Origin of the sequence: Nocardiopsis ganjiahuensis DSM 45031 (assembly GCF_000341085.1) — a bacterium.
Taxonomy (GTDB): domain Bacteria; phylum Actinomycetota; class Actinomycetes; order Streptosporangiales; family Streptosporangiaceae; genus Nocardiopsis; species Nocardiopsis ganjiahuensis.
The window spans coordinates 186,259-209,130 of sequence record NZ_ANBA01000015.1 but is presented as its reverse complement, the minus strand read 5'-3'; the positions used below and the strand labels follow the sequence as shown (position 1 = coordinate 209,130).

Here is a 22,872-nt window from a genome sequence, read left to right as displayed (position 1 = left end):
GCGGCCGGGGCGCGCGTCGGCCCCCGAGGACGCTTCCTCGGGGGCCGACGTGTGCGGTGACCGCCGTTGGCTACTTCGCGGTCTCGGAGAGCTCGGTGTCCTCCTGGTGGGCCTTTGCGGGCTCCTGGGGCTCCACGGCCGGGTTCCCGCGTCCGCGCAGCAGGAACCAGGCCTGGGCCGCGGCGGCGAGCACGATCACCACGGCGATGGCCGAGGTCAGGTGCATGCCGTTGGTGAACGCCAGCTGTGCCGAGTCCATCAGCGCCGCCCCGGCCGAACCGCCGAGTTCGGCGGAGGCGTTCGCGGCCCCGCCCAGGGTCTCCCGGGCGGCGTCGGTCGCGGCGCCGGGGACCCCGTCCACCTCGGTGAGGTGGACGCGGTAGAACGCCGTCAGGACACTGCCCAGTACCGCGACGCCCAGGGCACCGCCCATCTCGTAGGCGGTCTCGGAGATCGCGGAGGCGGCACCGGCCCGCTCGGGCGGGGCGGCCGACATGATCGCGCCGTTGGTGAGCGTCTCGGCGAAACCGGCGCCCAGGGAGATCAGGACGAAGGCCGCGGCCACGAGCACGACACCGCGGACGAGGTCGTCGGCGGGTGTGAAGACCAGCGTGCCGAACCCGGCCGCCGTGACGATCAGGGACACACCGATGACCGTGGCCAGGCTCAGGTGGCGGGCCAGCCGGGCCGCGACCAGGCTGGCGACGACGGACAGGATCAGCCCCGGGACCAGCACGAGGCCGGCGCGCATCGGCGAGACGCCGAGCACCAGCTGGAGGTACTGGGTGAGGAAGAACAACGACCCCACCAGGGAGAACACGATCATCAGGTTGGTGACCACGGCCACGCTGAACACGCGGGAGCGGAACAGGTCCACGTCGATGAGCGGGTCCTCGAGCGTGCGCTGTCGGCGGACGAACAGGTAGCCCAGGGTCAGGCCGAACACCAGCGAGAGGACCGGCAGGACGTCGAGGCCGCCGGTGGCCAGCTTCTTGATGCCGAAGACGGCGGGCAGCATGGCGCCCATGGACAGCACGACGCTCGGCACGTCGATGCGGCCGGAGTCCGGGTTGCGGGACTCACGGACCAGCAGCGGCACGAGGATCAGGATCAGCGCCATCACCGGCAGGTTGATCAGGAAGACCGAGCCCCAGAAGAAGTGCTCCAGGAGCCAGCCGCCCAGGATCGGACCGAGCGCGGCGCCGGCGGAGAACCCGGAGGCCCAGATCGCGATGGCCAGCAGGCGCTGGCGCGGGTCCAGGAAGATGTTGCGCAGCAGGGACAGGGTCGAGGGCATCAGCGAGGCCCCCGCGACGCCCAGCAGGGCGCGGGCCAGGATCAGCGTCTCGGAGTTGGGCGAGAACGCGGCCAGCAGGGAGGCGACGCCGAAGGCGGCCGAACCGACCATGAGCAGGCGGCGCCGTCCGATGCGGTCACCGAGTGAGCCCATGGTGATCAGCAGGCCGGCCAGGACGAAGCCGTAGATGTCGATGATCCACAGCAGCTGACCGGAGCTGGGGCTCAGCGCCGTGCTCAGAGCCGGGACCGCGAAGCCGAGCACGGTCATGTCGACCGAGATCAGCACCACGGGCAGGACCAGGACGGCGAGTGCGGCCCACTCGCGCGGACCCGCGAGCGCGGACGGGGCCCCGTTGCCCCCGTGCGCGTGGGTGGCGCCGTTTCCGGCCTTGGCGGAACTCATCTTTCCCTCGTATCGCTTGTGGTGGCTGGTGGACGGTGCGCCGCTCGGTGTGAGGGCACGGGCCCGGCAAGGAGTCGGTACTGCCGGGCGGAACGGGAAGTCTGGTCGACCGAGGGGTGCGGCACGCGTGGTCCGGGACCCGGGTGCGGGCACAGTTCGGGACTCTTCAACCGTCCAGCCGGTACAGTACCGTCCAGCCGGTACAGTGTCAATCGTGAGCACATCGAACACGCGCGACCGCATCCTCGACGCCCTACAGGACATCCTGATCAGCGACGGTTATTCCTCGGTGACCCTGGAGCTGGTGGCCCGTACCGCCGAAGTGTCCAAGGGAGGGCTGCTCTACCACTTCCCCTCGAAGGCGTCCATGATGGTCGGCCTCATGGAGCGCGTCCGGGCGCTCGCGGAGGAGGAGTTCCGCGAGGCGGTGGTGAGCGAGGAGGGAGTGGTCCGCTACTTCCTGCGCACGTCGCTGCCGCAGACCTCGGCGGAGGGGGAGCTCTACTGGGCGGTCATCGCCGCCCTGCGGAGCAAGGAGGACATCCCTCCGGAGGCGGGGATCCTGGTCAAGGAGCTGTTCGACCGCTGGGGCGACCTGTTGCACGCCGAACTCACCGACCCCGTGCTGGCCGAGACCATCCGGCTGGCCGGCGACGGCATGTACATGTCCTCGATCGCGGGGCTGGGCCGACCCGACCCCGTGCTCACCCAGCAGGTCGTCGACCGCCTGGCCGAGGCCTCCGACCGGGTGCGGCGCGAACGCTGACCCCGGTCGCGGGTCGGCGCCGCCGGGTCCGAACCGGGTGACCGTCGGCCCTTCCCCGGCGGCTCTTCGCGACTACGCTTTTCCCATGCGCTCTCCGGTCCCCGAATGCCGACAATTGCCCGCTGGTAGGGTCGGCGGTCACCCGGAGGGCACCGTCCGTTGTCTCTGGAAGGTAATGGTGTGGTGCTGTTCACGTGTCCGGGAACGTGGTTTACTTCCCAGTAACTTCGTTGCCGTCACCGGGCGCCGCAACAGGGTGCCTGCCCATCCGGCGAGGTGAGGTGTGCACCACCGCGAGATGTGGGGCGTGCCGTGTCGACCGGGAGGCCTCTCTTGGCAAGACTGTTCCCACCTCGCCGGAACGTCCACGGGGTGAGGACACGCCGACGGGAAAGCGGGGAGCGGATGCACAGGCTCACCAACCGGGTACGACCGTACGCCTGGGGAGCACGCTCTGCCATTCCTCGCCTGCTGGGCACCGAACCCGACGGCACACCCCAGGCCGAGCTCTGGCTGGGCGCCCACCACGGCGCCCCCAGCACCGCGCACTGCGACGACGGCTCCAGACCCCTCCCGGAGCTGATCTCCGAGGACCCCCACCGCGTCCTGGGCCCCAGGACCGCCGAACGCTTCGGCGCCCGGTTGCCCTACCTCCTCAAGTACCTCGCGGCCGAGGCCCCCCTCTCGCTCCAGGTGCACCCCGACGCCGAACGGGCCCGCTCCGGCTACGAGTCGGAGGAGCGCGCGGGCATCCCCGTCGACGCCCCCCACCGCAACTACCGCGACCCGCACCACAAACCCGAACTGCTCCTCGCCCTGGAGCCCTTCGAGGCCCTGTGCGGCTTCCGCGAACCCGCCGCCACCGTCGCCGACCTGATCGGGCTCGACAACGAACTGGCGAACTCGCTCCGCGAGGACCTGTCCGACGCCGACACCCACGTCGCCCTGCGGGCCGCCCTCACCCGCCTGCTGACCCTCCCGGCTCCCGAGCGGTGCCGGATGATCGACGAGTTCGTCCGGGAGTGGTCCGGCCGGGGCAGACGCGGCGCCCACGCCGAGATCGTCGTGGACCTGGCGGCCCGCTACCCCGGAGACCCGGGCGCGGTCGCCTCCCTGCTCCTGAACCGCGTCACCCTCTGGCCGGGGCAGGCCCTCTTCCTCCCGGCGGGCAACCTGCACGCCTACCTCCAGGGCACCGCGGTCGAGGTGATGGCCAGCTCCGACAACGTGCTCCGTGCCGGCCTGACCGCCAAGCACGTGGACGCCCCCGAGCTGCTCGACGTGGTGGACTTCTCCGTGCTGCCCATCCCGTACGCCCAGCCGGGCTTCCTCGACGGCCGCCGCGAGTTCCGTCCGGCCGCCCCCGAGTTCGCCCTGCACGAGATCGGCCCCGGCCGGATCACCGCCCACCTGCCCGGCGACGGACCCACCGTGGTCCTGTCCCTGCACGGCAGTGTGGAACTGGTCGCGGAGGTCGGCGAGGGGGTCACGCTGCGCCGCGGGGAATCGGTGTTCGTCCAGGCCGACAGCGGTCCCATCAAGGTGGAGGGCCACGGCCACGTGGTCGCCGCCACTGTCGGCGACCACTAGCGCCCACCGATAACCTGGGCCCCTCTGTTCACGTCACCAATTGGGGGACCCACCATGGCGCTCGAGCGTCCTGAGATCGACTTCATCGAGGGCCCGGCGCCCGCGGACCTGGAGATCACCGACCTCACCGTCGGCGAGGGCGACCAGGCCGGGCACGGCAGCACCGTCAGCGTGCAGTACGTCGGTGTCGCGCACTCCTCCGGCGAGGAGTTCGACGCCAGCTGGAACCGCGGCGAGCCGCTGCGCTTCCGCCTGGGTTCCGGTCAGGTCATCCCCGGTTGGGACCAGGGTGTCCTGGGCATGCGCGTCGGCGGCCGCCGTCAGCTGGTCATCCCGCCGCACCTGGCCTACGGCGACCGCGGCGCCGGCGGCGTCATCAAGCCGGGGGAGACCCTGGTGTTCGTCGTCGACCTGGTCGGCGTCAGCTAACTCCGCCCCACCGTGCTGCCGCACCGCGGACGCACAAGGGCCCGTGCCGCGCTCCCACGTGCGACACGGGCCCTTTTCGGTCCCGCTCCCTACTCAAGGGTTGCGCCCACCTTCACGTGGCCCTTGAGGAGGTCGCGGGCGATCGTGCGGCGCTGGATCTCGTCGGTGCCCTCGAAGATGCGCAGCAGGCGGACGTCGCGGTAGAAGCGCTCGATGGGCAGCTCGCGGGTGTACCCCATGCCGCCGTGGATCTGCATGACCCGGTCGACGATCTCGTTGGCCTTCACGCCGCCGAACAGCTTGGCGATCGACTGCGCGTGCCGGGAGTCCTTGCCCTGGGACACCTGCCAGGCGGCGTGCAGCACCAGCAGGCGCAGCGCCTCGATCTCGGTCTGGGAGTCGGCGATCATCCACTGGATGGCCTGGCGGTCGGCGATGGGCGCGCCGAAGGTCTCGCGGGTCTTCGCGTAGTCGATGGCCATGTCGAGCAGCCGCTCGCAACCGCCCAGCGCACGGGCGGGCAGCAGGTAGCGGCCCTTGCCGATCCACTTCATCGCGAGGGCGAAGCCGTAGCCCTCCTCGCCGAGGATGTTCTCGTGCGGGACGCGCACGTCCTGGAAGACGAGGGAGGCGGGGCGGCGCTCGCCCATGGTGTCGATGGGCTCGGAGGTCCAGCCCATGTCGCGGTCGACGAGGAAGCAGGTCACACCGCCGTTGGCGCCCTTCTCGGGGTCGGTGACCGCGAAGACCATGGCGAAGTCGGCCTCCTCACCACCGGTGATGAAGGTCTTCTCGCCGTTGATCACCCACTCGTCGCCGTCGCGGACGGCCTTGGTGCGGATGGCCTTGGCGTCGGAGCCCGCGCCGGGTTCGGTGATGGCGAAGCAGGACCTGCGCTCACCCTCGATGGTGGGGAGCAGGTAGGTGCGCTTCTGCTCCTCGTTGGCGTAGTAGAGGATGTTGTCGGCCTCGCCGCCGAACTTGAAGGTGAGGAAGGTCCGGCCGAGTTCGATCTCGATGAGGGCCTCGCTGATGGCGTCCAGGCCCATGCCGCCGTACTCCTCGGGGGTGGCCACACCCCAGAAGTCCGACTTGCGGGCCAGCGCGCGCAGCCGGGTGCTCTCCTCGCGGGTCAGGCCGGGCGGGTGGCCCTCGCGCTCGCGGCGCAGCACCTCGTTCTCCAGCGGCATCAGCTCCCGCTCCACGAAGGTCCGCACCCAGCTCTGGATGGCGCGCTGCTCTTCGCTCAGTGAGAAATCGATCACGGCTGCTCCCAAGTAACCTAACGCTGTTCGGTTATTTGAGGGTACGTTGTGCCCGACGGTCCGCGCAAGAGAGCGGCCTGACGCTGTGAGGTTGCGGTGGAATCACCGATACCCCGCAGAGCGCGGGCCGCCGCCGTGCGATGATCGGCGCGGACACCGGACCGACCGGCACGCGACGGCGCAGCGTGGAGAACAGTGCAGAAGGGGAGCCTTTCGTGGCCCGACCCAAGACACCGATCCTGAGCAAACCGGCGATTCGCGGAGCCGCGCTCACGCTCATCGACCGGGACGGGCTGGAGAAGCTGTCCATGCGCAAGCTCGCCCAGGAGCTCGCGGTACAGGCCGCCTCGCTGTACAGCCACTACCGCACCAAGGAAGAACTGCTCAGCGAGGTCGCCGAGGAGGCCACCACGCACATCGACGTCACCGGCTTCGACGGCGGTGACTGGCGTGAGGGGCTGGCCGTGTGGGCCCGCTCCTACCGCGCGGCCCTCGACGCGCACCCCAACCTGCTCCCGGTGATCGCCGCCGGCCCCGGGCGCCGCGAGGAGGCGCTGCGCCGCGCCGACGCCGTGCACGGCGGGCTCGTGAGTGCGGGCTGGCCGCCCCGCTACGCCACGATGATCGGGGCCTCCACCAAGTACCTGGTGGTGGGTGCCGCGACCAACTCCTTCTCACGCGGGTTCGACGACGACGTGCGGGTCTACCAGGACCGCTACCCCAACCTGTCGCAGGCCCACCGGCTGGCCGAGGTGGCCGCCGAGATCGACGAGGACAGCTTCGAACTGGCGCTGACGGCCTTCATCGACGGTCTGGTCCCCGTCTACGAGAAGGTCCGGGTCCGGCACGAGGACTGAGCGGGGGCGGGCCCGGCCCGGTGCCCGGCACCGGTGCGGGCGCCTTCGCCGGTGTGTCCTCCCTGTTCAGAGGGCTGGAGCGGCGCTGTCGATCCAGTCGCAGAGCAGCTCCAGCCCGGCTTCGGCGCGCCCCCGGTCGCCGGTGACGAGGTAGTCGGTCTCCAGCCCGGAGAAGGCCGAGTTCAGCAGCGTGGCCAGGATGAGGGCGCGGTCGGCGGGCACCCGGCGCAGGGTCAGGCACGAGGCGACGAACTCCGCGCGGCCGCGCACGAACCCCGCGCCGGCGGCGGGCAGCTGCCCCGAAGCCGCCAGGCCCTCGATCTCCCGGATGAGCCGGGTCATGGGCAGCTCCTCGCCGAGGTTGCGCCGCCAGGCGTCGCGGACGATGCCGCTGACCGGGACGGCCGGGTCCTCCCAGCCCCTGGTGGCCAGCAGGGACCGGTGCTGGCGCTCGTCCAGGCGGGCCAGGACCGCCGAGAGCAGGTCCTCCCGGTCGGCGAAGTGGTGGGTGAGCACACGTGTGCTCTGGCCCAGCCCCTGGGCGAGGCCGCGCAGCGTGAACCCGCTGATCCCGGTGTGCGCCAACTGTTCGATGACAGCGTCCAGGACCTCGCGGCGCCTTGCCGGATCGGCTTTCCGAGCCATGTGTACCTCCTGGTCCTACCGGTCCCCAACTCTGGCACAAGCATTTGGGTAACAACTGTTACCCTTATTCGATGCGTACTCCTCCTCTCTGGCTCCTGGCCCTCGTCCTGGCCGCCTTCACCGTGCAGACCGACGACTTCATCGTCATCGGGGTCCTCCCCGCCATCGCCGCGGACACCGGCGTCTCCGAAACCGCGGCGGGCCAACTGGTCACCGTCTACTCGCTGGTCTACGCGCTCACCGCGCCGCTCTGGGGGGTCCTGCTCGCCCGGCTGCCGCTGCGGCGGGTGCTGTCGGCCGCCCTGGCCGTGTTCACCCTCGCCAACCTGGCGGTGGTGTGGGTGGAGGGCTACCCGGCCCTGGTGGCGCTGCGGGTGGTCGCGGCGCTGGCCGGCGCCGTGGTGCTGCCCGCCGCGCTGGCGGCGGCCACCACCCGGGCCCCGCAGGAGCGGCGGGGCAGGTACCTGGCCGCGGTGATGACCGGCCTGACCGGAGCGATCCTGCTGGGAGTGCCCGCGGGGACGTGGATCGGCGCGGCCTTCGGGTGGCGGGCCACGTTCGTGTCCTGCGGGCTGCTCGGCGGTCTCGCCCTGCTCCTGGCGGCCCGGTCGCTGCCCGCGGCAGGGGCGTCCCGGGAGGCCGCCCCGGAGGGCGGTGCGGGCGCACCGGCTCCGACGGGGACGGGACCTGGCGCGATGGCGGCCGTCCGCGCCGAACTGGCGGGGTCCCTGCGGCCGCTGCTGAACCTCACCGTCGTGGGCCTGCTCGCGGTCACGGCTCTGGTGGTCGCGGGCAACCTCGCCTTCCAGACCTACCTGGCCCCCTTCCTCGCCGGGCTGTCCGGGGTGGGGCCGCACCAGCTGTCCGCGCTGTTGGTCGCCGCCGGCGTCGGCGGGGTGGCGGGCACCCAGTACGCGGGCCGGATGGTGGACCGGGTCGGCCCGCGGTGGGCGTTCGGGCTGTCCTGCGGCGCCTTCTGCCTGACGATGGCCGCCTTCGCGCTCCTGTGGCTGACCGCCCCGGTTCCGGTCTGGGCGGCCGCCGCACTGCTGGTGTGCTGGTCCGCGGCTGCCTGGGCGGTGCCGACCACGGTGCAGGCGCTCACCCTGGCCCGGGTCGGGCCGCGTGCCGCGACCCAGGCCATGGCGGTGCTCAGCAGTTCGGTGTACGTGGGAGCCGCGCTGGGCGGGGTGGGCGGCGGGCTCGCCGTGGCCGCCGGCGCCGGTCTGGTTCCGGTGGTCGCCACACTGTCCGCGCTGTCCGGTCTGGTCCTGGCCCTTCTGGTGACCCGTGAGGGGACGGAGCCGGAGAGCCGGGCCGACACGTCGGCCCGGCCGGCCGGCTAGCCGGCGGCTCCGCGCCCCTCGGCCAGGGCGGCGACGATCCAGTTCCGGGTCTCGGCCGGGTCGATGACGTCGTCCAGTTCGAACACCGAGGCCGCGCTGGTGGCCCGTCCGCGCCTGTAGGCCTCGGCGAGCACGGCGTCGAAGGCCGCCGTCCGCTCCTCGGGGTCCTCGATGGCCTCGAGCTCCTTGCGGAACCCGAGCCGTACCGCGCCCTCCAATCCCATCGGCCCCAGCTCTCCGGTGGGCCAGGCCAGGGTGGCGGCGGGCGCGCGCAGGTGGCCGCCCGCCATGGCCTGCGCTCCCAGCCCGTAGGCCTTGCGCAGCACCACGGTCACCATCGGGACGCGTAGTTGGGCGCCGACGACGAACAGCTGGGAGAAGTACCGGACGGTGGCGGTGCGCTCCGCTTCGGGGCCGACCATGAACCCCGGGGTGTCGCACAGCGACAGCACCGGCAGCCCGTGGGCGTCGCACAGCCGGAGGAACCGGGCCGCCTTGTCGGCTCCGTCTGCGTCGATCGCACCGCCGAGGTGGGCGGGGTCGTTGGCGATCAGGCCCATCGGCCGCCCCTCCACCCGCACCAGTGCGGTGACCAGACCCGGGCCGAAGCGGCGGCGCAGCTCCAGCACCGAACCGGTGTCGGCCAGGGTGCGGACGGCCCTGCGGACGTCGTACACGCGCAGCCGGTTCTCCGGGACCACGTGGCGGAGCAGGCGCTGGTCGGCGGCCTCCCAGTCGTCGTCAGGGCCCTGGAAGTAGGACAGGTAGTCGCGGGCGGCGCGCACGGCCGCGGCGTCGTCCTCGACGAGCAGGTCGATGACCCCGTTGGGTTCCTGGACCTCCACCGGGCCGATCTCCTCGGGTCGGTACACGCCCAGGCCGCCGCCCTCGATCATTGCCGGCCCGCCCATGCCGATATTGGCGTCACGGGTGGCGATGACCACGTCGCAGCAGCCCAGCAGCGCGGCGTTGCCCGCGAAACAGCGGCCCGAGGCCACCCCGACGGTGGGCACCCGCCCGCTGAGGCGGCCCATGGCGGCGAACGTGGTGACACCCAGCGCGGAGGCGGTGTTGGGGTCGACGTCACCGGGACGGCCGCCGCCGCCCTCGGCGAAGAGCACGACCGGAAGGCGCCGCCGGTGGGCGATCTCCAGCATGCGGTCGGTCTTGCGGTGGTTGATCACACCCTGGGTTCCGGCCATGACGGTGTAGTCGTACGACATGACCACGCAGTCGGTGCCGTCGCCGGGCCGACCGCCGGTGCTGTCGTGGCCGTGGCGGTCGGTGTTGATCCGGCCGATTCCGGTGACCATGCCGTCGGCGGGGGTGTTGGCGGCCAGGTCCTCGTCGGAGCGGCGGCCGCGCTGGGCGGCCACCGCCAGCGCGCCGTACTCGGTGAACCCTCCGTCCCCGCACAGGTCGGCGATGTTCTCCCGGGCGGTGCGGCGGCCCAGGCGGTGCCGCTTGGCCACCGCCTCGGGGCGGCGCCCGTCGGTGCCCAGCGCGTGGCGCTCGAGCACGTCGGCGAGGTCCGGCCGGACCTGGTCGAGATCGACCTCGTCCTCGACCGGGCCCGCTTCCTCCTCCGATCCGTCCGCCACGAACTCCAGCAAGGGCTCCCCCTCGGTGACGGTGTCCCCGACCGCCGTGCGGACCTCGCCGACGGTCCCGGAGGCGGGCGCGGCCAGGACGTGCTCCATCTTCATGGCCTGGAGCACCAGCAGTGGCGCCCCGGCCCGGACGCGGTCGCCGGGCGCGGCCTCCACCGAGACGACGGTGGCGGAGAACGGGGCGGTGAGGTGACCGTCCGGATGGCCGTCCGGGGCTTCGGGGCGCTCCTCGTCAGCGGACGCGGAGGTGGGATCGGGCGGGGACGAGGCGCGGGGGACGAGGGGCGCGGCCCCGGCCCGGGCGCGGAGTTCGGTGAGGTGGTCGGTGACGAAGCACGTGGTGGCCTTTCCGGAACGGAACACCGGGTGGCGCAGGACCGCCCGCAGGAAGGGGATGTTGGTGTCGGCCCCGGCGACCGAGAACTCGGCCAGGGCCCGGTCGGCGAGGTCGGCGGCGGCGATCAGCCCGCCGCGCGGGGCGTGCGCGACCACCTTGGCGAGGAGGGGGTCGAAGCCGTCCCCGGCGGTGTGGCCGACCGCGCCGTGGGTGTCCACCCGAACGCCCGGGCCGGTGGGCGGGGTGAAGGCGGTGAGGGTGCCGGAGGCGGGCAGCGCCGACCCGTCGGGGCCGGTGGTCTCCAGACTGACCCTGGCCTGGACGGCGTGGCCGCGCGGGGCGGGGACGGCGTCCTGGCCGAGGTCCTGGTCGGCCAGGGTCCGGCCCAGTGCCACCTCGATCTGCGCGGCGACCAGGTCGATCCCGGTGACCTCCTCGGTGACGGTGTGCTCCACCTGCAGGCGCGGGTTGGCCTCGATGAAGTGGAAGCCGGGGGAGCCGGGGTCGGCGGAGCCGGCGGGGGACCCGGTCGGGCCCCCTGCCCCGACGAGGAACTCGAAGGTGCCCAGACCGGAGTAGGAGACCTCCCGGGCGAGGGTGAGCGCGGCGTCGAGCAGCCGCTGCCGGAGCCGCTCCGGCAGGCCCGGGGCTGGAGCCGTCTCGACCAGTTTCTGGTGGCGCCGCTGGACGCTGCACTCGCGTTCCCACAGGTGGGTGACGGCGCCGGTGCCGTCACCGATCACCTGCACCTCGACGTGCCGGGCGCCCTCCACCAGCCGCTCCACGTAGAGGTCGCCGCGGCCGAGCGCGTTCCGCGCCTCGGAACGGCAGCGCTCGTAGGCGAAGGGCAGGTCGGCCGGGTCGGTGACCGCGCGCATGCCGCGTCCGCCGCCGCCCGCCAGGGCCTTGACCATGACCGCTCCGCCGGGGCCGAGCCCTCGCAGGAAGGCCTCGGCCTCTTCCAGGGAGGTGGCCCCGGAGGTGCCGGGCGGAACGGGCACGCCGAGGCGCTCGGCCAGGCCTCGGGCGCGGGCCTTGTCACCGAACAGGGAGAGGGTCTCGGGGGAGGGGCCGACGAAGACCAGACCGGACGCGGCGCACAGTTCGGCGAAGCCGGCGTCCTCGCTGAGGAACCCGTATCCGGGGTGGACCAGCGCGCAGCCGGTCTCGCGGGCGACGGCGACCAGCCGCTCGGCGTCCAGGTAGGCGGCCGGTCCGGAGGCGTTGAGGGGCCGTGCCTGACCGGCGAGGCGGACGTGTGCGGCTCCGGCGTCCTCGGCCGCGTACACGGCGACGGTGTCCAGACCGAGGGAGGCGGCGGCGCGGACGACGCGCACGGCGACCTCGCCCCGGTTGGCGACGAGCAGGCGGGTGGGTTCGGGCACGGGGGGTCCCCTTCCTGGGGGCGCTCGGCCGGTGGGTGACCCGAGTCTGCACCCGCGTTGACACCAGTGTCAACGGTGGTGTCCTCCGGGTGAGGGCTCTGGGATACTCGCCCGCATGGACGAGCCAGGGAAGCCGGAGAGGCCGGAGAAGGCGGGAACACCGGGGCGAACAGGGAAGAGGGAGTGGCAGACCCGGACCAAGCACGACCGGGCCGACAGCGCCACCCGCGCCGACCTCCTCACCGCGGCGCGGAGGGTGTTCGAACGCAACGGCTACGCGCGGACCACCGTCGCGGGGATCACCGCCGAGGCGGGGGTCGGCCGGGCCACCTTCTACGTGTACTTCGCCTCCAAGGAGGAGGTGTTCGCGGTCCTGGCCGAGGGGGTCCGGGCCCGCTTCCTGGCCAGTCAGGAGCTCGACGGGATCGACGCCGAGGACCCCTACGCGGTGGCCCGGGAGACCGTCACGGCCTTCCTGGACGCCTACACGGAGAACCTCGCGTTCATCACCGTGCTCCAGCACCAGTCGCTGTCCGACCCCGCGATGAGCGCCCTGTGGGAGGAGATCCACGGGCTGCCGCGCCGCCGATCGGCCCGCTACACCCAGCGCCTCGTGGACCGGGGGCTGGCCGACCCCGCGGCCTCGCCGGAGGCCGTCGCCCAGGCGGCCGGGGGCATGGTCGCGGCCTTCGCCCGCGGGCTCGCCGCGGCCCCGGGGGACCGCGCCCGGGCCGCCCGGGAACTGACCGCGATGTACGTCCGCCTGCTGGGGCTGCCGGAGCGGTGACGCGCCGGTGGCGGGGCACCCCGGCGGGACCGGGAGGCCCCGACGGTGAGGGCCCCGTCCGCGGTGCGCCTCCCAGGTCAGGGGGCCGCACCAGCGGACAGGGCCCCGGGGTCGGAGCGCTCCCCGGACAGGGAGTCCGGTGTCAGGAGCGCGCGAAGGCGTCCACCCCGGTCAGCTCGGCCGACCAGGCCCACAGCCGTTCGGCCTGTTCGGGGTCGCTGGCGTGCGGGGCGATCCCGCCCTCACCCCGCGAGGGGTCGGCCTTCTCCGGGAGTTCGGCGATGTCGGCGTTCTCGCAGTACAACCCGCCCAGGCCCGCCAGCCGCGGCGAGGTGGCCGCCCACACCTGGGTGGCCGCGCCCTGTTCGGGGGTCTTGAAGACGGGGTTGACGGTGTTGCCCTCCTCGTCGATCCAGCCCCGTTCCACCATTTCCCCGGTGGTCATGTGGCGCTGCAACTCGGTGAGGATCGCCCCCGGGTGCAGGGCGAAGGCACGCACCCCGTGCTCGCGGCCGAGCCGGTCCAGGTGCACGGCGAACAGCACGTTCGCGGTCTTGGCCTGCCCGTAGGCCTGCCAGCGGTCGTAACCCTGCTCGAACCACGGGTCGTCCCAGCGGATGCCGGACGCGTGGTGCCCGCTCGAGGACACCGAGACCACGCGGGCGTCCTTGCCGAGCCTCGGCCACAGCCGGTTGACCAGGGCGAAGTGCCCCAGGTGGTTGACGGCGAACTGGGACTCCCAGCCGGGTCCGACCACCGTGTGCGGGTTGCCCATGATCCCCGCGCTGTTGATCACCAGGTCGATGCGGTCGTACGGGAAGGACTCCGCGAAGCGGCGCACGCTCTCCAGGTCCGCCAGGTCCGTCTCGGCGACCTCGGTGCCGGAGATCTCCGCGAGCGCCTCCTCGGCCTGGTCCGGCCTGCGCGCCGGGACGACCACGCGGGCGCCCGCCCCCGCGAGGGCCCGTGTGGTCTCCAGTCCGATTCCTGAGTAGCCGCCGGTCACCAGGGCGGTCCTGCCGGTCAGGTCGATGCCGTCGAGGACCTCGGCCGCGGTGCTGCGCATGCCGAAGCCGGAGCCGATCTTGCTCTGTTTCGTGGTCATGCGGCCCACGCTAGGAGCTGGAGCGCGCTCCAGGTCAAGCCCCGCCGCCGGGCCGCGGCCGAGGTGCTGCGGGCTCTGCAGGACACACCTCTGTGGTCGGGCTACCCGGAGTGAGGAAGGAACACCGGTGGCGGCCCGGGGCCGCCACCGGCGCCGCTCCTCCGCGGGGGCTCAGGACCCGGTCGGTTTGATTTCGTTGTTTGCAGACAGCGCGCCGCGCTCCAGTCGGTCCAGCAGGCCGCCGGACCTCGGAACGGCCTGGGCGGCGATCTCCTTGCCGTAGCGGATACGGGTGAAGGTCTCCGGGAGCCGGCTCTCCAGCCTCCGGTGGGCCGCCCACCCCATCAGCCAGGCGGCCAGCGCGCCGTTGGCCAGGGCGACCGGGACCGCCAGCCACGGCGTCCCCTGCGCCCCCGCCCACACGGCCGCCGCGAGGGTCGGGGCCGCGAGCACGGGGAAGGCGACCAGTGTCAGCCACACCTGGAGCTGGTTGTCCCCGGTGTCGTTGGCGTCCACCCGCCGGTGCGGGTCCACCCCTGGGGTCACGGCCACGACGGACAGCAGGACCGCGAGCCCGTTGGTCACGCCGAGGGCGACCACGAGGCCGATCAGTACGTAGGGCACCGCCCCGTACTCACCGGTGGCCACCACCATCACCACGCTCATCAGCGCGGCGAGGGGGGTGATGAGCAGGGCGATCGCGACCTGCCGCCCCCGGATCTCGGCGCGGACCGTGTCCCGGCCCTGGCCGACCACGCTCAGCCACAGGGCGGTGCCGTCGTGCCCGTACAGGTTGGAGCTGCTCATGCCCATGATCACCACGGCGAAGACCCCGGAGAACGGAGCGATCTGCGGGAGGTAGCTGATCAGCCCGAGCAGACCGATGAACAGACCCGCGTACAGGGAGGAGCGCAGTTCCAGACCGCGCCACGGGTCGCGCCACCACTGGCGCAGCTCCTTGCCGACCACCGCGCCCAACGGGGTGTCCGGCAGGAGCGGGCGTCCGCCGTCGAACACCCGGGAACCGAGCGGGCGCGAACGCCGCCGTACCCCGCGGGAGGTCACGGCGGGTGCCAGCAACCGCACGGTGACCAGGACCGTGACCAGGGTGAGCGCGGCGAAGGCGCCCAGCCAACCGAAGGCCGCGCCCCACGCCCCCGCGACGGCCGCGTCCACGGCCAGCACCGGCCAGGAGGTCGGCAGTACGGACAGCACGGTCACCGCCGTGCCCTGGAGGCCGAACTCGGACAGGCTCCCCACCGCGGCCAGGGCGGGCTGGACCGCCACCCACCCGAAGAACAGCCCGGCCACGATCAGGCCCCACTGCAGCGAGGCGATCTCCATGCCGAGGCGGCTGTGCATGGCCGCGCCCAGCGCTCGGAACACCAGGCGCGACAGCGACACCATGAACACCACCAGCAGGAGCATTCCGAGCAGACCCAGGAACAGCGCGGCGGCGTCGGAGGCCCAGGCGTGCCAGGCCAGCGCAGACGTCGCCACCAGGGTGAACAGCGCCCCCGCGCCGATGAACATGGTCACCAGCAGACCGGCGCCCACCCGGTTCCGGTCCAGGGGAAGGAGGGTGAAGTACTGCGAACGCAGCACCCCCACACCGTTGGTGATGGTCGGCCCCAGCACCCAGCCGCCGGCCCACACCGCCAGCACCAGCATCAGCAGGCTGGACCGCACCTCGGCGGAGGCCGCGGTCACCGTCAGGTACCAGGTCAGCCCGGCGCCGAGGAGGATCAGCGACAACGAGAACCACCGGGTGGCGCCGGTGGTGTGCCGCCCCAGGGTGAACTTGAGCCGGATCAGGAGTTCAACCACGTCAGGTCCTCCTCGCTGACCTCGCGCGCCCCGACCAGCCGTACGAAGGTGTCCTCCAGGGTGGCGTCCACGCCCCGCACGTCGCCGAGCGTGCCGTCGGCCAGGACCCGGCCCTCGGCGATGATCGCGACCCGGTCGGTGAGCTGCTCCACCAGGGCCATCACGTGGCTGGAGATGACCACGGTGCCGCCGCCGTCGGTGAACCGGCGCAGGATGGCGGTCAGCACACGGGCCGACACCGGGTCGACGGCCTCGTAGGGCTCGTCCAGGACCAGCACGTCCGGCGCGTGCAGGAGCGCCGTGGCCAGGCCGATCTTCTTGCGCATACCGGTCGAGTACTCGGCGACCAGCACACCGTCGCGCTCGGCCCCGTCCAGTTCGAGGACCTTGAGCATCTCCTCGGCGCGGGTGCGGGTGACGTCGCGGTCCAGGCCGCGCAGCCGCCCCCAGTAGTCGAGCAGCTCTCCGCCGGTCAACCGCTCCGGGAGGGAGAGCCCGTCGGGCAGCACGCCCAACCGGTGCTTGGCCTCCACAGGGTCCTTCCACACGTCCACACCGAGCACCCGCGCGGTTCCCGAGTCCGGGCGCAGCAGACCCACGGCCATCGACAGGGAGGTGGTCTTGCCCGCGCCGTTGGGACCCACGAGTCCCAGCATGGCGCCGCGCGGCACCGTCAGGCTCACGCCGTCGGCGGCCCGGGTCTCGTTGAAGGTCTTGGTGAGTTCGTCCAGTTCCAGTGCTGGAGCGGCTGCTGCTGGTGCGTCGGCTCTTGTCATACCGCCCATACTTCGCCACGCACCCCCCGCGCGCATCGGTCACCCGGACAGAGTCCCCGGTCAGGTGGCCGGCGTGCGGGGCCGATTCCTGGCCTGGCGGTCGAGGCGGCGGCAGGGGCGCGGTCCTAGGCTGGAGGCCGGTACGGGACCGAACGGGGAGGGCACATGGAGGAGGGGCGCCGCAGCCGCCGTGACCTGGCCGTCGACGGTCTCCTGACGGTGTTCGCCGTGGGCTTCGGGCTGCTGTCCTTCTCCGGTTACGCGGCGGACATCCACCCGGCCGACCGGGTGCCGGAGTGGGTGCTGTGGCTGGACCTGGCCTGCCTGCCCTTGGCCTGCGCCGCCCTGTGGTGGCGCCGGGACCACCCGCTGGCGGTGGCGGCGGGGGTCGCCCTGGCCTCCTCGTTCTCGACGTCGGTGCTCGGTGCGCTGACCGTGGCCCTCATCGGCCTGGCGATCTACCGGCCCGTGTCCCAGGCGGTCGGGGTGGCGGCGCTGACCGTGGTCCTGGGGCTGCCCTGGGTCGTCCTCGTCCCCGCCACCGCCGCCGACTCCGTGTTGACCGGCATCCTGATCCTGGTGATGCTGAGCGCCTTCGTGGCCTGGGGCGCTGCCATCGGCTCCCGGCGGCGCCTGGTCGACCGGCTGAGGGAGGACGTGCGGCGCGAACGCGAGCTCAAGGAGGAGCGGCTGGCGGCGGCGAGGGTGGCCGAGCGCCGCCGCATCGCCCGCGAGATGCACGACGTCGTCGCCCACCGCATGTCCCTGCTGTCCGTGCACGCCGGGGCGCTGGCCTACCGCACCGAGCGGGCCGAGAGCGGGGAGGCCGAGCCGTTGAAGGCCGCGGAGGTGGGCGCGGCGGTGAGGGTGATCCGCGACAACGCCCACCGGGTCCTGGACGAGCTCAGCGACATCCTCACCGTGCTGCGTTCGGACGACCTGACCGGAGAGGACGACGAGGCCGTGCCCCAGCCCCGCCTGGCCGACGTGTCGCGCCTGGTGGCGGAGGCGGTCGAGGCGGGGGAGCGGGTGACCTACACCTCGGACCTGCCCGAGGGGGCCGAGCCCCGGGACCCGGTGCAGCGCACGGCCTACCGGGTGGTGCAGGAGGGGCTGACCAACTCCCGGAAACACGCCCCGGGGGCGAAGGCCTCGGTCACGGTGTCCGGCGCCCCGGGACGCGGGCTGGTGGTCGTGGTCAGCAACGTGCTCCCGGTGGGCAGGTCCGTCCGGGAGATCCCCGGCGCGGAGGCCGGTCTGGCCGGGCTGGCCGAGCGGGTGCAACTGGAGGGCGGGCATCTGAGGCACGGCCCCGCGCACGGCCGGTACCGGCTGACGGCGACCCTGCCCTGGCCGCAGGGCCGGGCTTCGGGCGCACCCGGGGGAGATCGGCGGAAGGTGTCATAGTGGTGGCCGTGAACGCTCCCATCCGGGTCCTGCTCGTGGACGACGACGCCCTGGTCCGCTCCGGTCTGCGCCTGATGCTCTCCGGCGACGGTGACATCGAGGTCGTGGGTGAGGCCGACGACGGCTCCGCGGTCGCGGCCGCTGTGGCCGAGCACCGGCCGGACGTGGTCCTGATGGACGTGCGGATGCCGGGGGCGGACGGCATCGCCGCCACCGAGGAGCTGCGTTCGGGTACGGCTCCGGGGGCGGACAGGGGTACCGGGCCGCAGGTCATCGTGCTCACCACCTTCGACGCCGACGCCACCGTGGTGCGGGCCCTGCGCGCGGGCGCCGCCGGTTACCTGCTCAAGCACACCGACCCGGCGCGCATCGTCGAGGCGGTGCGGCGGGCCGCCTCGGGCGAACCGGTGCTGTCGCCGAGCGTGGCGCGCGCCCTGATGGACCGGGTGGCCGGTGGCGACCCGGGGGAGCGCTCCGAGGCGCCCACGCGCCGCGAACGCGCCCGGGCCCGGCTGGCTCTGCTCACCGACCGGGAGCGGGACGTGGCCGAGGCGGTGACGGAGGGGCTGTCCAACGCGGAGATCGCCGAACGCCTGTACATGTCCATGGGAACCGTGAAGGCGCACGTGTCCAGCGCGCTCACCAAACTGGACCTGTCGGGCCGGATCCAGCTGGCCCTGCTCACCCACGACGCCCGCCACTCCGAGGACTGAGCCCTCTCAGGCGGCGCCCGCCGCGGTGGCCATGGCGGCGGCGAGGGCCTCGGCCTCCTCCTTCTCGGGGAGCGGCTGACCGCTGGCCATCCGCGCCATGATCACCCCGGAGAGCAGGTCGGCGACCAGCCGGGCCCGGTCGGTGCCGGTGATCTCGCCGCGGTCCACGGCGCGTTCCAACAGCGCGGTGACCATCTCGAGCCGGCGGTCCAGGACGGCGCGCATGATCACCGAACCCGCCTGGTCCTGGAGCGCGGCCACGAGGGCGTGCCTGGCCAGGGTCTGGGTGGCGGCCTCGCCGAACACTCCGTAGACGGCGAGCACGGCCGCGCCCATGTCGCCGCGGAGCGTGCCGGTGTCGGGCACCTCGATCCGCCCGATGGTGACCTGCTCGGCGGCGGCCAGGACCAGCTCCTGCTTGGTGGCGTAGCGGCGGAAGACGCTGGTGCGTCCCACTCCCGCGCGTTCGGCGACCTCGTCGAAGGTCAGCTCGAACCCGCGTTCCAGGAGCAGTTCCACAGCGGCCCGCCGAACGGCTTCGTCCACGGCGGGGTCGGGGCGGCGGCCGCCGCGTCCCTTGTTCATCTTCCTCTCCCCGGGCTCTTGACAGCAGTTGAGGTACTCGTAGTATCGGTACTAAGCATTTCGGTACTCGGAGTACCTGTACTAAAGATTCCGGTATTCAGAGTACCGGATAACCCCCCGTAGGGAGAAGCGCCATGAGCGTCATCGTCGTCGGAGCCGGTCCCACCGGCCTCATGCTCGCGGGAGACCTCGCCGAAGCCGGCATCGAGGTCAAGATCCTGGAGAAGCGCGCGGAGGAGTCCAACCTGACCCGCGCCTTCGCCCTGCACGCCCGCACCCTCGAACTGTTCGACATGCGCGGTATCGCCGACGAGATCGTCGAACAGGGCTTCCAGGTCCCCGAGGTCCGACCCGTGCTGGGAACCCGGGAACTCGTCCTCGACCTGCGCCACCCCGAGAGCCGGTTCCCCTACGTGCTGACCGTCCAGCAGGCCCGGACCGAGGCACTCCTCCAGCGCCGCGCCGAGCGCCTGGGCGTGCCGATCCTGCGCGGGGCCGAGGTCACCGGGCTCGACCAGGACGAGGGCGGGGTCACCCTCACCGTCCGCACCGCCGAGGGCGAACACACCGAACGCGCCTCCTACGCGGTCGGTGCCGACGGCGCGCACAGCGCCGTCCGCGCCCGGCTGGGGGTGGGGTTCAGCGGACACAGCTACGACACCCACATCATCCTGGCCGACGTGCGCCTGGAACAGGACCTGCCCCGCGCGGTCAACCCGTTCATGGGCGCCGACGGTGTCGCCCTGCTGCCTCCCTACGGCGACGGCTGGTTCCGCGCCACCGTCTGGGACCGGACGCGCCAGGACGTGCCCATCGACCGGCCCGTCGGCCTGGAGGAGCTCAACGACTCCCTGGGCCGCATCACCGACGGGCAGCTCACCGTCGCCGAGACCCGCTGGTCCACGCGCTTCCTCAGCGAGCGCCGCCAGGCCGACCGCTACCGGGTCGGCCGGGTCCTGCTCGCCGGGGACGCCGCGCACGTCCACTCCCCGATGGGCGCCATGGGCATGAACACCGGGATCCAGGACGCCGCGAACCTGGCCTGGAAACTCGTCGCGCTGGAACAGGGCTGGGCACCGTCCTGGCTGCTCGACACCTACGAGAGCGAACGCCACCCGGTGGGGCGCTCGACCCTGCGCCTCACCGACGCCATCCTGCGCATCGCCGTCGCCCCGGCGCCGATCCGGGCCATCCGCCCGTTCGTCGCTCCTCGCATGCTCCGGATCCGTAAGGTCTCCGAGGGGGTGCGCAGGCTCCTGTCCGGGATCGGCGTGCACTACGACCGGCCCGAGCCGGTGGAGGACACCGTCTCCGTGGGACAGCGCGTGGACGACCTGTCACTGGTCAGCGCGGGCGCGCCGACGCGGTTGTACGAACTGGTCGACCCCGCCCGGTTCACACTGATCGACACCACCGCCGACGGGAGAGCTGCGAAGGCCGCCGAACCCTGGGCGGACCGGATCCAGGCCCTGCACGTCCGGGGTGAGCTGCCCGAGGGCGCGGACGTCCTCCTGATGCGACCCGACGGCTACGTCGCCTGGAGCGGTGAACGCCCCTCCGCCGCGCAGACGCGCACCGCCCTCAGCGAATGGACGGGCACGCCCTGACCGCGGTCGGGGCATCCGTACCACCGGCCCGGCCCCTGCTCATCCGGAGCGTTCCGCCCCCGCCTCCGGTGCTCCCTCCCGGACCGCCTTCCGGGATATCCTCAGGAACGAGATCCACTGGAGCAGGACCAGCGACGCCGTGGCGGCCGTGTAGGCCGCCCACAGGGCGGTCAGCCCGCCCAGCTCCACGACCGGCACCGACACCAGCACCAGCAGCCCGTAGCCGAACGCGAACGCGTACACGGCGGGCCGTGTGTCCTTGAGCCCGAGCATCCCGCTGTTGGGCGCCGACTGCAGGGCGTCGAACAGGCCCACCAGACACAGCAGCGGAACGATCGCGACCACCCCCGCGTGCACGTACGGATCGTCGGTGAACAACCACGCCACCGGACCGGCCCCCCACCACAGCACCGTCCCGCTGACCACCACCACCGGGACCGACACCAGGTAGCTCGCCAACACGGTGCGCACGACCAGGGGCCGGGAACGCGCCCTGGCGGCCCGCACGGTGAACGGCACGGTGGCCTGACCCACCGCGACGAAGGAGATGAAGGACAACCCGAGGAGCACCACCACGACCTGGTGCACGGCGGCCTCCTCGGGGCCGATCCGGGCCACCACCACGGCCAGGACGCTCAGCGACCCCGACTTGATCAGCAGTGTGGAACCCGTGGGGACCCCGACCCTGGCGATCCGGCCGATCCCCGCCCACCGGGGCCGCCCGAAGCCGATCCGGTACCCGCGCAGGACGGTCATGCGGCCGACCACGGCGAAGTTCAGCCCCAGGGTGAGCACGTTCATCCCGAGCATCGATATCCCGGCGCCCAGCAGCCCCAGTTCCGGGAAGGGGCCCGGGCCGAGGACCAGGACCGGGGTCAGCACCAGGCTGAGCGCCACGGCGGTCAGGGACAGCACCAGCACCGCGGTGGTGTGGCCCAGGCCCACCAGCAGCACCGTGGTGGCGTTCTTGATCGAGGCCAGCACCACGTACCCGGCCATGCACAGGGGGTAGAGGCCGAGTGCTGCCACGGTCGGCTCGGCCACCCCGATCAGCCGTGCGCCCAGCGGGACGGCGAGGATCAGCAGCCCTCCCAGGAGCCCCAGGAAAAGAGCGATCCACAGGCTGTCGCGCACCACCGGTGCCAGTGCCTCGGGCGAGTCCTCGTTCTCCGTGAAGAAGGGCATCGAGCCGCGCAGGGTGCCGTGCACGACCATGATCATCGGGTTGAACACGGCGATCACCAACGCGTAGGCGGCCAGCTCCACGGTGCTCGTGTTGCCCAGGACCGCGGCGGTGACCGCGGTCCCGAACAGGGTCGCGAACATCGACAGGTACAGCGGCAGGGCCTTGCCCGCGATCCGTCGGGCGATCACCCCCGAGCGCCTCGGGAGCTCGGGTGGTGCTGCGGCGGTCGGAGGGGCCTGGGCGGGATCGGTACTCGACGACATGCGCGGGGACGACTCCTTGGGGGGTGAGCGTTTTCCCGGGGGCGGGGAACGTAGCATCTGGCTCGACAGTGCGTTCGATGACGAGGGGACGGTTCTCATGGCCGAAAAGCGCGTGCTCTGGGGGAAGAAACTTCCACAGGTCTACAAGAAGCTCGACGAGATCGACCACATTCTCGCCGGCCACCTGGACGTGAAACTGCTGGAACTGGTCAAACTCCGCGCCTCCGTGCTCAACGGCTGCGCGTTCTGCGTGGACCTGCACACCCACAAGGCCCTGGGCGAGGGTGAGTCCCAGCAGCGGCTCTTCCTGGTCTCCACCTGGTACGAGGCCGGTGAGCGGTTCACCGAGCGGGAGCGCGCCGCCCTCGCCCTGACCGACGAGATGACCGAACTGGGCGGCACCGGGGTGTCCGACCAGGCCTACGAGGAGGCGGCCGAGCACTTCGACGAGACCGAGCTCGCCGCCCTGATGTCCGCCATCGCCATGATCAACCTCTACAACCGGCTCGCGGTCACCAGCCAGCTGCACCCCAAGGAGCGCTAGCCACCGGTCCTGCCCGGCGCCGGTGGCCGGTTCCGACCACCGGCGCCGGGCAGGGGCCGCGCTCACCGGCGCTCGGCCGCGCAAACGCTGTACCCCTTCGGGTCGCGGCACGGGCCCCGGTCCGCCTCTAACCATCTCCT

19 protein-coding genes are annotated in these 22,872 nt (G+C 72.6%); 10 read left to right on the top strand and 9 right to left on the bottom strand.

Annotated features, from left to right (window positions below):
• Positions 1-70: 70 nt before the first annotated feature.
• The gene (locus tag D458_RS34020; RefSeq protein WP_017588991.1) at positions 71-1,702 is read right to left on the bottom strand and encodes an MFS transporter; all 1,632 of its coding nucleotides are present in this window, start codon (positions 1,700-1,702) and stop codon (positions 71-73) included.
• A gap of 214 nt (positions 1,703-1,916) precedes the next feature.
• Here D458_RS34020 and D458_RS0122480 point away from each other — a divergent pair, with 214 nt between their 5' ends.
• The 3 genes from D458_RS0122480 (at position 1,917) to D458_RS0122470 (ending at position 4,487) form a co-directional block, all read left to right on the top strand.
• Positions 1,917-2,468, top strand: a complete 552-nt coding sequence (locus tag D458_RS0122480) for a TetR/AcrR family transcriptional regulator (protein WP_017588990.1) — start codon at positions 1,917-1,919, stop codon at positions 2,466-2,468.
• 405 nt (positions 2,469-2,873) lie between these two features.
• The gene (manA, locus tag D458_RS0122475; RefSeq protein ID WP_017588989.1) at positions 2,874-4,058 is read left to right on the top strand and encodes a mannose-6-phosphate isomerase, class I; all 1,185 of its coding nucleotides are present in this window, start codon (positions 2,874-2,876) and stop codon (positions 4,056-4,058) included.
• A gap of 54 nt (positions 4,059-4,112) precedes the next feature.
• Positions 4,113-4,487, top strand: a complete 375-nt coding sequence (locus D458_RS0122470) for an FKBP-type peptidyl-prolyl cis-trans isomerase (protein ID WP_017588988.1) — start codon at positions 4,113-4,115, stop codon at positions 4,485-4,487.
• A gap of 89 nt (positions 4,488-4,576) precedes the next feature.
• Here the strand turns inward: D458_RS0122470 and D458_RS0122465 are convergent, their stop codons facing one another.
• Positions 4,577-5,752 carry an acyl-CoA dehydrogenase family protein gene (locus tag D458_RS0122465; RefSeq protein ID WP_017588987.1) on the bottom strand — a complete coding sequence of 392 codons (1,176 nt, stop codon included), beginning with the start codon at positions 5,750-5,752 and terminating at the stop codon, positions 4,577-4,579.
• A 215-nt stretch (positions 5,753-5,967) separates the two neighbouring features.
• On the opposite strand from D458_RS0122465, the gene D458_RS0122460 reads away from it, so the two are divergent.
• Positions 5,968-6,609 carry a TetR/AcrR family transcriptional regulator gene (locus D458_RS0122460; protein ID WP_017588986.1) on the top strand — a complete coding sequence of 214 codons (642 nt, stop codon included), beginning with the start codon at positions 5,968-5,970 and terminating at the stop codon, positions 6,607-6,609.
• A 66-nt stretch (positions 6,610-6,675) separates the two neighbouring features.
• Here the strand turns inward: D458_RS0122460 and D458_RS0122455 are convergent, their stop codons facing one another.
• On the bottom strand, positions 6,676-7,254 hold the full coding sequence (locus D458_RS0122455) for a TetR/AcrR family transcriptional regulator (RefSeq protein ID WP_017588985.1): 579 nt from the start codon (positions 7,252-7,254) through the stop codon (positions 6,676-6,678).
• Positions 7,255-7,325: 71 nt separating this feature from the next.
• Here D458_RS0122455 and D458_RS0122450 point away from each other — a divergent pair, with 71 nt between their 5' ends.
• Entirely contained in the window at positions 7,326-8,600 is a 1,275-nt protein-coding gene (locus D458_RS0122450) for an MFS transporter (protein WP_017588984.1), read from the top strand.
• Here the strand turns inward: D458_RS0122450 and D458_RS0122445 are convergent.
• On the bottom strand, positions 8,597-11,932 hold the full coding sequence (locus D458_RS0122445) for an acetyl-CoA carboxylase family protein (RefSeq protein WP_017588983.1): 3,336 nt from the start codon (positions 11,930-11,932) through the stop codon (positions 8,597-8,599). The two genes, D458_RS0122450 and D458_RS0122445, sit on opposite strands and share 4 nt — an antisense overlap.
• A gap of 115 nt (positions 11,933-12,047) precedes the next feature.
• On the opposite strand from D458_RS0122445, the gene D458_RS0122440 reads away from it, so the two are divergent.
• Entirely contained in the window at positions 12,048-12,719 is a 672-nt protein-coding gene (locus D458_RS0122440) for a TetR/AcrR family transcriptional regulator (protein WP_017588982.1), read from the top strand.
• 142 nt (positions 12,720-12,861) lie between these two features.
• Here D458_RS0122440 and D458_RS0122435 read toward each other — a convergent pair whose 3' ends face one another.
• From D458_RS0122435 to D458_RS0122425, 3 genes are all read right to left on the bottom strand, one after another.
• Complete coding sequence (locus D458_RS0122435; RefSeq protein WP_017588981.1) at positions 12,862-13,824, bottom strand: SDR family NAD(P)-dependent oxidoreductase; 963 nt, start codon at positions 13,822-13,824, stop codon at positions 12,862-12,864.
• 171 nt (positions 13,825-13,995) lie between these two features.
• On the bottom strand, positions 13,996-15,651 hold the full coding sequence (locus tag D458_RS0122430) for a hypothetical protein (protein WP_017588980.1): 1,656 nt from the start codon (positions 15,649-15,651) through the stop codon (positions 13,996-13,998).
• Positions 15,636-16,427, bottom strand: a complete 792-nt coding sequence (locus D458_RS0122425; RefSeq protein WP_017588979.1) for an ABC transporter ATP-binding protein — start codon at positions 16,425-16,427, stop codon at positions 15,636-15,638. Before D458_RS0122425 ends, D458_RS0122430 begins: the two co-directional genes overlap by 16 nt.
• Positions 16,428-16,592: 165 nt before the next feature.
• Between D458_RS0122425 and D458_RS0122420 the strand changes: the two genes are divergently transcribed.
• Positions 16,593-17,834, top strand: a complete 1,242-nt coding sequence (locus tag D458_RS0122420) for a sensor histidine kinase (protein ID WP_017588978.1) — start codon at positions 16,593-16,595, stop codon at positions 17,832-17,834.
• Positions 17,834-18,547 carry a response regulator transcription factor gene (locus D458_RS0122415; RefSeq protein ID WP_017588977.1) on the top strand — a complete coding sequence of 238 codons (714 nt, stop codon included), beginning with the start codon at positions 17,834-17,836 and terminating at the stop codon, positions 18,545-18,547. The genes D458_RS0122420 and D458_RS0122415 overlap by 1 nt, the downstream gene beginning before the upstream one ends.
• Before the next feature lie 6 nt (positions 18,548-18,553).
• Here D458_RS0122415 and D458_RS0122410 read toward each other — a convergent pair whose 3' ends face one another.
• Entirely contained in the window at positions 18,554-19,132 is a 579-nt protein-coding gene (locus tag D458_RS0122410; protein WP_017588976.1) for a TetR/AcrR family transcriptional regulator, read from the bottom strand.
• 134 nt (positions 19,133-19,266) lie between these two features.
• Between D458_RS0122410 and D458_RS0122405 the strand changes: the two genes are divergently transcribed.
• On the top strand, positions 19,267-20,739 hold the full coding sequence (locus D458_RS0122405) for an FAD-dependent monooxygenase (protein ID WP_017588975.1): 1,473 nt from the start codon (positions 19,267-19,269) through the stop codon (positions 20,737-20,739).
• Positions 20,740-20,778: 39 nt separating this feature from the next.
• Here the strand turns inward: D458_RS0122405 and D458_RS34015 are convergent, their stop codons facing one another.
• Entirely contained in the window at positions 20,779-22,188 is a 1,410-nt protein-coding gene (locus D458_RS34015) for an MATE family efflux transporter (RefSeq protein ID WP_040702673.1), read from the bottom strand.
• A gap of 97 nt (positions 22,189-22,285) precedes the next feature.
• On the opposite strand from D458_RS34015, the gene D458_RS0122395 reads away from it, so the two are divergent.
• Complete coding sequence (locus D458_RS0122395; RefSeq protein ID WP_017588973.1) at positions 22,286-22,732, top strand: carboxymuconolactone decarboxylase family protein; 447 nt, start codon at positions 22,286-22,288, stop codon at positions 22,730-22,732.
• The last annotated feature ends 140 nt before the right edge of the window (positions 22,733-22,872 follow it).